This window comes from Pseudomonas sp. PGPPP1, assembly GCF_002255865.1.
Taxonomy (GTDB): Bacteria; Pseudomonadota; Gammaproteobacteria; order Pseudomonadales; family Pseudomonadaceae; genus Aquipseudomonas; species Aquipseudomonas cremoris.
Map to the genome: position 1 here is coordinate 32865 of NZ_NKIG01000040.1, position 11985 is coordinate 44849.

An 11985-nucleotide genomic window follows, 5' to 3' on the forward strand; every position below is an offset into this window, starting at 1 on the left:
CGTTATTCGTGGTGCCCGCTGATGCGTTGGCCCCAGGCTATGGCCGTGGCGGTCAACTGTTGTTCATCCATGCGGGTCAGTTGCCGGTCGTCGAGCAATTGCTTGCCGGCGACCCAAAGGTGTTTCACGCAATCACGTCCGGTGGCATATATAAGCTGTGAGACCGGATCGTAGATCGGTTGTTGCGCCAGCCCGGACAAGTCGAAGGCGACGATGTCCGCGGCCTTGCCCACTTCCAGCGAACCGATCTCGCCTTCCAGGCCCATGGCCCGCGCACCATTGAGCGTAGCCATGCGCAGCGCGCGGTGGGCATCCAGGGCAGTGGCCGAACCGGCGACAGCCTTGGCCAGCATCGCCGCCGTGCGGGTTTCGCCCAGCAGGTCCAGGTCGTTGTTGCTGGCGGCGCCATCGGTACCGATGGCCACATTGACGCCAGCCTGCCACAGACGCTCCACCGGGCAAAAGCCGCTGGCCAGTTTCAGGTTCGATTCCGGGCAATGGATGATGCTGGTGTTGCTTTCTACCAGCAAAGCCAGGTCGTCCTCGCTGATTTGGGTCATATGAACGGCCTGGAAGCGCGGGCCCAGCAGCCCGAGGCGACCCAGGCGGGCGAGTGGCCGTTCGCCGGTCTGCTCGACAGCTTGCTGCACTTCAAAGGCGGTTTCATGAACGTGCATGTGGATTGCGGCGTCCAGTTCCTCGGCGATCACCCGGATCTTTTCCAGGTTGTCGTCGCACACGGTGTACGGCGCATGAGGGCCGAAGGTGATCTTGATGCGCGGGTGGTGCTTGAGGTCGCCAAACAGCTCGACACCTTGGCGGATCGCCTCATCGGCGGTGCTGGCACCGGGGATCGGGAAGTCGAGGATGGGAATCGCGATCTGCGCGCGCATGCCACTGTTGTGCACGCAGTCGCTGGCGACCTTGGGGTAGAAGTACATGTCGGAAAAGCAAGTGATGCCGCCCTTGAGTTGCTCGGCGATGGCCAGGTTGGTGCCGTCGCGTACGAACGCTTCATCGACCCATTTGGCTTCGGCGGGCCAGATATGCTTTTCCAGCCAGGTCATCAGTGGCAGGTCATCGGCCAGGCCGCGAAACAGGCTCATCGCCGCATGCCCGTGGGCGTTGATTAGGCCAGGGCTGAGCAGCATGCCCGGCAACTCGCGTGTTTCGGTGGCTGAAAGCTTCAGCGCTGCGGCCCGCGGACCGATAAAGGCAATGCGCCCGTCGCGGATGCCCAGGCCGTGTTCCTTGAGTACCACGCCAGCAGGTTCGACGGGTACCAGCCAGGTCGGCAATAGCAACAGGTCGAGCGGGGCGGCAGTGGCGGTCATCGAAGGCTTCTTCCCAGGCAGCTATAAAAGAAGGGCGAAGTATACCCGAGCGTCCTGGCTGGCGGATCGCTATAATCGGCGGCTTTGTTTCTGAGTGCGGAGTAAGGAATGCGCGATCGACTGTTGGCTGCGGAGAAGGTGAAGGCCATCGATTGGCGCGATGGCGCGCTGCACTTGCTCGATCAACGTGCCTTACCGTCTCGGGAAAGCTGGATCGCCTGCTCTACGGTTGATGAGGTGGCTGCGGCTATCCGTTCGATGATAGTGCGCGGCGCACCGGCCATCGGGATCAGCGCCGCCTATGGCCTGGTGCTCGCCGCTCGCCAGCGAATGGCCGAGGGGGGTGACTGGCAGGCGTCGTGGGAAGAAGACTACGCACTCCTGGCGGATACCCGTCCTACCGCAGCGAATCTGTTCTGGGCACTCAAGCGCATGCGCGACCGCCTGGACCGCGTCAAGAAGCACGCCGATCCGCTGGCGGTGCTGGAAGCCGAGGCGATTGCGATCCACGAAAGTGATCGCGAAGCCAATATCACCATGGCCCAGCTGGGTGTCGAGCTGATCCGCAAGCACCAGGGCAATGCCCAGGCGATCCTCACCCATGGCAATGCTGGCGCTTTGGCCACTGGCGGCGTCGGCACGGCCCTTGGAGTGATCCGGGCTGCTTACCTGGAGGGCATGGTCGAGCAGGTCTACGCCAATGAAACCCGCCCTTGGCTGCAAGGTTCGCGGCTGACTGCCTGGGAACTGGCGGGCGAGGGGATCCCGGTGAAGGTGAATGCTGACTCGGCCGGCGCGCATATCCTCAAGACCAAGGGCGTGACCTGGGTGATTGTCGGTGCCGACTGCATTACCGCCAATGGCGATGTGATCAGCAAGATTGGCACCTATCAACTGGCCGTGTGCGCCATGCACCACGGCGTGCGCTTCATGGTGGTGGCGCCGAGTTCGACCATCGACTTGATGATGGCGAGCGGCGATGACGTTGCGCTGGAGGAGCGGGAGTCGGGTGAGTTGCTGGAAATAGTGGGGCAGCGGTTGGGCGTGGAGGCATTCAACCCTGTATTCGACGTCACGCCGGCGGACTTGATTGACGTGATAGTGACCGAGAAGGGCATTGTCGAGCGGCCCGATACGGCCAAATTGGCCAAGTTGATGTGCCGTAAGCGGTTGCATTGAGGCTGGTGGCGGCTGTGGAATTGCTATCGCAGGCAAGCCAGCTCCCACGCTGAATACGTTCACCGTTCAAAATGTGGGAGCGGGCTTGCCCGCGATTGGCCATAAAAGTCAACAAACCTCTCGGATCGACTGTTTAAAAATAGCACCAGTGCTGCTCTAAGCCTCTCTCGTCCCCCTCAAGCCTGTCACCCGTCAACTAACTATGCTCCATGCGCATCAGGGGGATAGGTGCGTGGCGGCGATTGTGATAACATCCGGCGGTTTCCAGGGCCGCCCCGAGGGGAGGCCTTAAACGCGCAGATCCGTGTCATAACTCGTTGATTTGTCGTAAGTCGTTGTCAGGCACCGTGCCGGCAGCGGCGAGCTTCGTTCGTCCCATATGGATGTGACGAGGTTTCACCCGAAAAAGGAATCAGGCTTCTCATGGGCGAACTGGCCAAAGAAATCCTCCCGGTCAATATCGAAGACGAGCTGAAACAGTCCTACCTCGACTACGCGATGAGCGTAATTGTCGGTCGGGCACTGCCTGATGCGCGCGATGGCTTGAAGCCCGTGCACCGGCGTGTGCTGTTCGCGATGAGCGAGCTGGGTAACGACTGGAACAAGCCGTACAAGAAATCTGCCCGTGTTGTCGGTGACGTGATCGGTAAGTATCACCCTCACGGCGACACTGCGGTGTACGACACCATCGTTCGGATGGCCCAGCCGTTTTCCCTGCGCTACCTGCTGGTAGACGGCCAGGGCAACTTCGGTTCGGTCGACGGCGACAACGCCGCGGCCATGCGATACACCGAAGTGCGCATGACCAAGCTGGCGCACGAGCTGCTGGCCGACCTGCATAAAGAAACCGTGGACTGGGTGCCGAACTACGACGGCACCGAAATGATCCCGGCTGTCATGCCCACCAAGATTCCCAACCTGCTGGTCAACGGCTCCAGCGGTATCGCCGTGGGCATGGCCACCAACATCCCGCCGCACAACCTCGGTGAAGTCATCGACGGTTGCCTGGCCCTCATCGACAACCCTGAGCTGACCGTCGATGAGCTGATGCAATACATTCCCGGCCCGGACTTCCCGACCGCCGCAATCATCAACGGCCGTGCCGGCATCATCGAAGCCTACCGCACCGGTCGCGGCCGTATTTACATGCGCGCCCGCTCGATGATCGAAGACATCGACAAGGTCGGTGGTCGCCAGCAAATCGTTATCACCGAACTCCCGTACCAGCTGAACAAGGCGCGTCTGATCGAGAAGATCGCCGAGCTGGTTAAAGAGAAGAAGCTGGAAGGCATCACCGAACTGCGCGACGAGTCCGACAAAGACGGTATGCGCGTGGTGATCGAGTTGCGTCGTGGCGAAGTGCCTGAGGTGATCCTCAACAACCTCTATGCCCAGACCCAGCTGCAAAGCGTGTTTGGTATCAACGTGGTTGCACTGATCGACGGTCGTCCGCGCATCCTGAACCTCAAGGATCTGCTGGAAGCCTTCGTGCGTCACCGCCGCGAAGTAGTGACCCGTCGTACTGTGTTCGAGCTGCGCAAAGCTCGCGAGCGCGGCCACATCCTGGAAGGTCAGGCCGTTGCGCTGTCGAACATCGACCCGGTCATCGCCCTGATCAAAGCCTCGCCAACGCCGTCGGAAGCCAAGGAAGCGCTGATCAGCACGCCTTGGGAATCCAGCGCCGTGGTGGCCATGGTTGAACGTGCCGGTGCCGACTCGTGCCGTCCAGAGACCCTGGACCCGCAATACGGCTTGCGTGAAGGCAAGTATTTCCTGTCGCCGGAACAGGCCCAGGCCATTCTGGAACTGCGCCTGCATCGCCTGACCGGCCTGGAGCACGAGAAGCTGCTGGCCGAGTACCAGGAGATCCTCAACCAGATCGGCGAGTTGATCCGCATCCTCAGCAGCGCCGTGCGCCTGATGGAAGTGATCCGCGAAGAACTGGAAGTGATCCGCGCCGAATACGGCGATGTGCGTCGCACCGAGATCCTCGATGCGCGCCTCGACCTGACCCTGGGTGACATGATCCCGGAAGAAGAGCGTGTGGTAACCATCTCTCACGGTGGCTATGCCAAGACCCAGCCGCTGGCTGCGTACCAGGCCCAGCGTCGTGGTGGTAAGGGTAAATCGGCTACCGGCGTGAAGGATGAGGACTACATCGCTCACCTGCTGGTCGCCAACAGCCACACCACGCTGCTGCTGTTCTCCAGCAAGGGCAAGGTGTACTGGCTCAAGACATACGAAATCCCGGAAGCCTCCCGTGCTGCCCGTGGTCGTCCGTTGGTCAACCTGCTGCCGCTGGACAGTGATGAATACATCACCACCATGCTGCCGGTCGAGGAATACACCGAAGGTCACTTCATCTTCATGGCCACCGCCAAAGGCACCGTGAAGAAGACCCCGCTGGAATCCTTCAGCCGTCAGCGCAGCGTGGGCCTGATCGCCCTGGAACTGGACGAAGGCGACGTGCTGATCTCGGCCGCCATTACCGATGGCGAGCGTGAAGTCATGCTGTTCTCCGACGGCGGCAAGGTAACGCGCTTCAAGGAATCCGACGTTCGCGCCATGGGCCGTACCGCCCGCGGTGTGCGCGGCATGCGTCTGCCAGAAGGGCAGAAGCTGATTTCGATGCTGATCCCGGAAGAAGGCAGCCAGATCCTCACCGCTTCGGCGCGTGGTTACGGCAAACGTACCGCTATCAGCGAGTTCCCGGAGTACAAGCGTGGCGGCCAAGGCGTTATTGCCATGGTCAGCAACGACCGCAACGGCCGTCTGGTCGGCGCGGTCCAGGTGCTCGATGGCGAGGAGATCATGCTGATTTCCGACCAGGGCACCCTGGTACGTACCCGTGTGGATGAAGTGTCGAGCCTGGGTCGTAACACCCAGGGCGTGACCTTGATCAAGCTGGCCAGCGACGAGACGTTGGTAGGCCTGGAGCGCGTCCAGGAACCATCGGAAGTCGAAGGCGAGGAACTCGAAGGTGAAGCGTTTGAAGGCGAGGTGATCGCAGCAGGCGATGACAACGTCGACGAGCCAACCCTCGACGCTGCCGCAGACGAAGAAGAACCGCAGGAATAAGCGGACACACAGGGGGCGGATGAAGATTCGCCCCCTTGTTGTTTGTCCCTTCTGAAAGTATTGAAATACCTGTTTATTGCACCACCCCACCAGATCTAGAGTGAGATTGGATGTGAGCAAGAGAGCCTATAACTTCTGTGCCGGTCCCGCGGCGCTTCCTGAAGCAGTCCTGCAGCGTGCGCAGGGTGAACTCCTCGACTGGCATGGAAAAGGCCTCTCCGTGATGGAAATGAGCCATCGCAGCGATGAGTTCGTGTCCATTGCCAACAAGGCCGAGCAGGATCTGCGCGACTTGCTGGACATTCCATCCAATTACAAAGTGCTGTTCCTGCAGGGTGGCGCGAGCCAGCAGTTCGCCCAGATCCCGCTGAACCTGCTGCCGGAAGACGGCACTGCCGACTACATCGACACCGGTATCTGGGGGCAGAAGGCTATTGAAGAGGCCTCGCGCTACGGTCACGTCAACGTTGCCGGCACCGCCAAGCCCTACGACTACTTCGCCATCCCAGGTCAGAACGAATGGAAGCTGTCGAAGGATGCGGCCTACGTGCACTACGTCGCGAACGAAACCATTGGCGGCCTGGAGTTCGACTGGGTGCCGGAAGTCGGCGACGTTCCGCTGGTGTGCGACATGTCCTCGGACATCCTCTCGCGGCCTATCGATGTGTCCAAGTACGGCATGATCTATGCCGGCGCGCAGAAGAACATCGGTCCAAGTGGCATCCTGGTTAACATCGTTCGTGAAGACCTGCTGGGCCGCGCCCGTTCGCTGTGCCCGACCATGCTCAACTACAAGGTCGCAGCCGACAACGGATCGATGTACAACACCCCGCCGGCGTTCTCCTGGTACCTGTCCGGCCTGGTATTCGAGTGGCTGAAAGAGCAGGGCGGTGTCGCCGCCATGGGCAAGCTCAACGAAGAGAAGAAGCGCACCCTGTACGACTTCATTGACGCCAGCGGCCTGTATAGCAACCCCATCAATCCAAGCGACCGCTCGTGGATGAACGTGCCGTTCCGCCTGGCTGACGACCGTCTGGACAAACCATTCCTGGCCGGTGCCGACGCGCGCGGCCTGTTGAACCTCAAGGGCCACCGTTCGGTGGGTGGCATGCGCGCCTCCATCTATAACGCTGTCGACATCCACGCGATCAATGCGCTGGTTGCCTACATGGCAGAGTTCGAAAAGGAACACGGCTAATGTCTGAACAAGAGCTCAAGGCCCTGCGTGTACGCATTGACAGCCTGGATGAGAAAGTCCTGGAGCTGATCAGTGAACGTGCGCGGTGCGCCCAGGAAGTGGCACGGGTGAAGATGGCGTCCCTCGCTGAAGGCGAAGTGCCGGTGTTCTACCGCCCCGAGCGTGAAGCTCAGGTGCTCAAACGCGTGATGGAGCGTAACAAGGGGCCGCTGGGCAACGAAGAGATGGCGCGGTTGTTCCGTGAAATCATGTCGTCGTGCCTGGCGCTTGAGCAGCCGCTGAAGGTTGCTTATCTCGGTCCTGAGGGTACGTTTACCCAGGCGGCGGCCATGAAGCACTTCGGCCACGCTGTGATCAGCAAGCCGATGGCGGCCATCGACGAAGTGTTCCGTGAAGTGGCGGCCGGTGCGGTGAATTTTGGCGTGGTGCCAGTGGAAAACTCCACTGAAGGCGCGGTCAACCACACCCTGGACAGCTTCCTTGAGCACGACATGGTGATCTGCGGCGAAGTCGAGCTGCGTATCCACCATCACCTGCTGGTGGGCGAGAACACCAAGACCGACAGCATCAGCCGCATCTATTCCCACGCCCAGTCCCTGGCCCAGTGCCGAAAGTGGCTGGATGCCCACTACCCGAATGTCGAGCGCGTGGCGGTATCCAGCAACGCCGAAGCGGCCAAGCGTGTCAAAGGTGAGTGGAACTCGGCGGCGATTGCCGGTGATATGGCCGCAGGTCTTTATGGCTTGACGCGTCTAGCCGAAAAAATCGAGGACCGTCCGGACAACTCCACGCGCTTCCTGATGATCGGCAGCCAGGAAGTGCCGCCGACCGGCGACGACAAGACTTCGATCATCGTCTCGATGAGCAACAAGCCTGGCGCGCTGCATGAACTGCTGGTGCCGTTTCACGACAACGGGATTGACCTGACGCGCATCGAGACTCGTCCTTCGCGCAGCGGTAAATGGACGTACGTGTTCTTTATCGATTTCATCGGCCATCACCGCGACCCGCTGGTCAAAGGTGTGCTGGAGAAAATCAGTCAAGAGGCCGTGGCGCTCAAGGTGCTGGGCTCTTACCCGAAAGCGGTTTTGTGAGGCGTTAACATGAGTGGCAACTTCCTCGCCCTGGCTCAGCCGGGCGTGCAACAACTGTCGCCTTACGTTCCGGGCAAGCCTGTGGACGAGCTGGCGCGTGAGTTGAACCTGGATCCGTCGAAGATCGTCAAGCTGGCGAGCAACGAGAACCCGCTGGGCCCTAGCCCCAAAGTGCTGGCGGCGATTCGTGAGGAACTGGCCGAGCTGACCCGTTACCCGGATGGCAACGGCTTCGCCCTGAAGTCGTTGTTGGCGGAAAAGTGCCGGGTCGATCTGAACCAAGTGACCCTGGGTAACGGCTCCAATGACATCCTTGAGCTGGTCGGTCGCGCTTACTTGGCGCCAGGCCTGAATGCGGTGTTCAGTGAACATGCGTTCGCGGTTTACCCGATTGTCACTCAAGCCGTCGGTGCTGATGCGCGCGTGATTCCTGCCAAGGATTGGGGGCATGACTTGCCAGCGATGCTGGCAGCAATCGACGCCCAGACCCGCGTCGTGTTCATCGCCAATCCGAATAACCCGACGGGTACCTGGTTCGATGAGCAGGCGCTCAACGAATTCCTGCAGGATGTGCCCGAGCACGTGCTGGTCGTGCTGGACGAGGCCTACATCGAATACGCAGAAGGCAGCGACCTGCCGGACGGCCTGGATTTCCTGGCGGCGTATCCGAACCTGCTGGTGTCGCGCACTTTCTCCAAGGCTTACGGCCTTGCTTCGCTGCGGGTTGGCTATGGTCTGTCCACGGCGGTGGTAGCTGACGTGCTGAACCGAGTACGCCAACCGTTCAACGTCAACAGCCTCGCCTTGGCGGCGGCTTGTGCGGCGGTGAAGGATGCCGAGTACCTGGAAGAAGGTCGGCGCATCAACGAAAACGGCATGCTGCAGTTGCAGGAAGGCTTGCGTGAGTTGGGCCTGGGCTGGATTCCGTCCAAGGGCAACTTTATTTGCGTCGACCTCGGCCAAGTGGCCGCGCCTGTTTTCCAGGGTCTGTTGCGCGAAGGTGTGATCGTGCGTCCGGTGGCTAACTACGGCATGCCCAACCACCTGCGCATCACCATCGGCTTGCCGGCTGAAAACAGCCGCTTCCTGGAAGCGCTGGCCAAGGTTCTGGCTCGTGGTTGATGTCACTGCATTGCAACCTGCTGTGCCTATGATCGGTCGCCTGGTGGTGGTCGGCCTGGGGTTGATCGGCGGCTCCTTCGCCAAAGGCCTGCGTGAAAGTGGGCTATGCGGTGAAGTGGTCGGCGTCGACCTGGACCCTCAATCGCGCAAGCTAGCGGTTGAGCTGGGCGTGGTGGACCGCTGTGAAGCGGACTTGGCGCTCGCGTGTCATGGCGCGGATGTGATCCAGCTAGCGGTACCGATCCTGGCCATGGAGAAGTTGCTGGCGTTGTTGGCGGGTATGGACTTGGGGCAGGCGATTCTCACGGATGTCGGCAGTGCCAAAGGCAATGTGGTGCGCGCGGCGCAACTTGCATTTGGCGGGATGCCCGCGCGCTTCGTACCGGGCCACCCGATTGCAGGTTCCGAGCAGAGCGGGGTGGAGGCGTCCAATGCGCAGTTGTTCCGTCGGCATAAAGTGATCCTGACGCCGTCGGAGCAAACCGATCCCGCTGCGTTGGCGGTGGTGGATCGTCTGTGGCGTGAGTTGGGGGCGGACGTCGAGCATATGCAAGTCGAGCGCCATGACGAAGTGCTAGCGGCAACCAGTCATTTACCGCATTTGCTGGCATTTGGTCTGGTGGACTCTTTGGCCAAGCGCAATGAGAACTTGGATATTTTCCGCTACGCAGCCGGTGGTTTCCGCGATTTCACGCGAATTGCCGGCAGCGACCCGGTGATGTGGCACGACATCTTTCTCGCCAATCGCGAAGCGGTGTTGCGTACTCTGGACACTTTCCGCAGTGATCTCGACGCCCTGCGCGATGCAGTGGATGCGGGTGATGGTCATCAATTGTTGGGCGTGTTCACCCGTGCGCGGGTGGCGCGTGAGCATTTCAGCAAGATCCTGGCGCGCCGGGCCTATGTGGAAACCGCTGTGAACGCCGACGAGTTGACCTTTGTCGCCAACCCGGGTGGCCGCCTGAGCGGGCGCATCCGTGTGCCGGGCGATAAGTCGATTTCTCATCGGTCAATCATGTTGGGCTCATTGGCCGACGGCGTGACCGAGGTCGAAGGCTTCCTTGAGGGCGAAGATGCTCTGGCGACCTTGCAGGCGTTTCGTGACATGGGAGTGGTCATTGAAGGTCCGCACCATGGGCGCGTGACCATTCATGGCGTGGGCTTGAATGGCTTGAAGCCGGCGCCGGGGCCGATTTACCTGGGGAACTCGGGCACGTCCATGCGGCTGTTGTCCGGCTTGCTGGCAGCGCAAAGCTTTGACAGCGTGTTGACTGGCGATGCGTCGTTGTCCAAGCGCCCAATGAGCCGCGTGGCCAAGCCGCTGCGGGAGATGGGCGCAGTGATCGAAACCGGGCCGCAAGGACGTCCACCGCTGACCATTCGTGGTGGGCAGTCGCTCAAAGGTTTGGACTATGTGTTGCCGATGGCCAGCGCCCAGGTCAAATCCTGTTTGTTGCTGGCCGGGCTATACGCCAAAGGCAAGACCGCAGTGACCGAGCCAGCACCTACGCGCGATCATACCGAGCGCATGTTGCGAGGTTTTGGCTATCCCGTGAGGGTGCAGGGTGCTACCGCAGCGGTTGAGTCGGGTCATACGCTGACTGCTACCCGTATTGAGGTGCCGGGGGATATTTCCTCGGCGGCGTTTTTTATGGTGGCTGCGTCGATTGCCGAGGGTTCCGAGTTATTGCTGGAACATGTCGGCATCAACCCTACCCGTACCGGGGTGATTGATATCCTGCGGCTGATGGGGGCAGATATCAGTCTGGAGCACCAGCGCGAAGTCGGTGGAGAACCTGTCGCAGACCTGCGTGTGCGTGCTGCCGTTCTGAAGGGGATCGAGATCCCAGAAGCGCTCGTGCCGTTGGCCATTGATGAGTTTCCGGTGTTGTTTATTGCGGCGGCCTGCGCTGAAGGTCGGACCGTTTTGCGTGGGGCTCAGGAGTTGCGCGTGAAGGAGTCCGACCGTATCCAGGTGATGGCCGACGGTCTGCTCACGCTAGGCGTGAAGTGTGAAGCTACCCCTGATGGGATTATCATTGACGGTGGCCTGATGGGCGGTGGTGAAGTCCATGCCCATGGTGATCACCGGATTGCCATGGCGTTCAGCGTAGCGTCCCTGCGGGCGACTGCGCCGATCCGTATCCGCGACTGCGCCAATGTTGCTACGTCCTTTCCGAATTTTCTTACACTGTGTGCCCAAGTCGGCATCCGTGTTGCCCAAGAGGCTCAATTGTGAATATCAAAGCACCGGTGATTACCATCGACGGGCCAAGCGGCTCGGGCAAAGGCACCATCGCCGGCATCCTGGCCAAGCGCCTGGGTTGGTGTCTGCTGGATTCCGGCGCGCTGTACCGGTTGCTGGCGTTTGCCGCACGCAACCATGGCGTAGACCTGACCAATGAAGAGTCCCTGAAGCTGCTGGCGGCGCACCTAGATGTGCAGTTCGTCGGTGCGACGGAAGGTCATCCCCAGCGCATCATCCTGGAAGGGGATGATGTGACGGATGATTTGCGCAACGAGCAAGTCGGTTCCTGGGCATCCCAGGTTGCCGCGCTCCCAGCTGTGCGTGACGCGTTGCTGCAGCGTCAGCGGGCTTTTCAGGAGCCGCCGGGCCTTGTGGCCGATGGTCGCGACATGGGTACCGTAGTGTTTCCCGAGGCACCGCTGAAGATTTTCCTGACGGCCAGCGCCGAGGAACGAGCTCGCCGCCGCTACTTGCAGTTGAAGGGCAAAGTCGATGGTGTTAGTCTGTCGAGTCTGCTAGATGAGATCCGTGCACGCGATGAGCGTGATACCCAGCGTGCAGTAGCCCCGCTAAAGCCGGCGGCTGATGCCATACAGTTGGATTCCACGGAGTTGTCCATCGAGCAGGTGCTGGAACGCATCTTGAGTGAAATCGCCATTCGCGATATCGCCGGGTGATCAAGAAGGCCGCAGGGGACCAGTCATAGTCCTGCGGTGGCTTCTTTTAACTGAA

At 60.7% G+C, this 11985-nt stretch carries 8 protein-coding genes; 7 read left to right on the forward strand and 1 reads right to left on the reverse strand.

The genetic code is table 11. The features are described from left to right. Positions 1-2: 2 nt before the first annotated feature. A complete protein-coding gene (locus CFE47_RS28475; protein ID WP_286842139.1) occupies positions 3-1334 on the reverse strand; it encodes a TRZ/ATZ family hydrolase in 1332 nt (443 codons plus the stop codon). 108 nt (positions 1335-1442) lie between these two features. On the opposite strand from CFE47_RS28475, the gene mtnA reads away from it, so the two are divergent. The 7 genes from mtnA to cmk all read left to right on the forward strand — a co-directional run bounded on the left by mtnA (position 1443) and on the right by cmk (position 11930). Next, on the forward strand, positions 1443-2513 hold the full coding sequence (gene mtnA / locus CFE47_RS28480) for an S-methyl-5-thioribose-1-phosphate isomerase (RefSeq protein ID WP_286842141.1): 1071 nt from the start codon (positions 1443-1445) through the stop codon (positions 2511-2513). 423 nt (positions 2514-2936) lie between these two features. Then, positions 2937-5591 (forward strand): DNA gyrase subunit A, encoded by a 2655-nt coding sequence (gene gyrA, locus CFE47_RS28485; RefSeq protein WP_185708719.1) that lies wholly within the window; start codon positions 2937-2939, stop codon positions 5589-5591. 112 nt (positions 5592-5703) lie between these two features. Then, positions 5704-6789: a 3-phosphoserine/phosphohydroxythreonine transaminase gene (gene serC / locus CFE47_RS28490; RefSeq protein WP_286842144.1), complete on the forward strand. Its 1086-nt coding sequence runs from the start codon at positions 5704-5706 to the stop codon at positions 6787-6789. Beyond that, positions 6789-7883 carry a prephenate dehydratase gene (gene pheA, locus CFE47_RS28495; RefSeq protein WP_003172650.1) on the forward strand — a complete coding sequence of 365 codons (1095 nt, stop codon included), beginning with the start codon at positions 6789-6791 and terminating at the stop codon, positions 7881-7883. The genes serC and pheA overlap by 1 nt, the downstream gene beginning before the upstream one ends. Positions 7884-7892: 9 nt before the next feature. Further along, entirely contained in the window at positions 7893-9005 is a 1113-nt protein-coding gene (hisC, locus tag CFE47_RS28500) for a histidinol-phosphate transaminase (protein WP_032888914.1), read from the forward strand. A gap of 28 nt (positions 9006-9033) precedes the next feature. Then, complete coding sequence (locus CFE47_RS28505) at positions 9034-11244, forward strand: bifunctional prephenate dehydrogenase/3-phosphoshikimate 1-carboxyvinyltransferase (RefSeq protein ID WP_242461439.1); 2211 nt, start codon at positions 9034-9036, stop codon at positions 11242-11244. Next, the gene (gene cmk, locus CFE47_RS28510) at positions 11241-11930 is read left to right on the forward strand and encodes a (d)CMP kinase (RefSeq protein ID WP_003172653.1); all 690 of its coding nucleotides are present in this window, start codon (positions 11241-11243) and stop codon (positions 11928-11930) included. The genes CFE47_RS28505 and cmk overlap by 4 nt, the downstream gene beginning before the upstream one ends. The last annotated feature ends 55 nt before the right edge of the window (positions 11931-11985 follow it).

Coding starts and splice junctions, on each gene's coding strand:
- hisC (WP_032888914.1), top strand. CDS start 7,893: ATGAGTGGCAACTTCCTCGCCCTGGCTCAGCCGGGCGTGCAACAACTG.
- mtnA (WP_286842141.1), top strand. CDS start 1,443: ATGCGCGATCGACTGTTGGCTGCGGAGAAGGTGAAGGCCATCGATTGG.
- pheA (WP_003172650.1), top strand. CDS start 6,789: ATGTCTGAACAAGAGCTCAAGGCCCTGCGTGTACGCATTGACAGCCTG.
- gyrA (WP_185708719.1), top strand. CDS start 2,937: ATGGGCGAACTGGCCAAAGAAATCCTCCCGGTCAATATCGAAGACGAG.
- CFE47_RS28475 (WP_286842139.1), bottom strand. CDS start 1,334: ATGACCGCCACTGCCGCCCCGCTCGACCTGTTGCTATTGCCGACCTGG.
- CFE47_RS28505 (WP_242461439.1), top strand. CDS start 9,034: ATGATCGGTCGCCTGGTGGTGGTCGGCCTGGGGTTGATCGGCGGCTCC.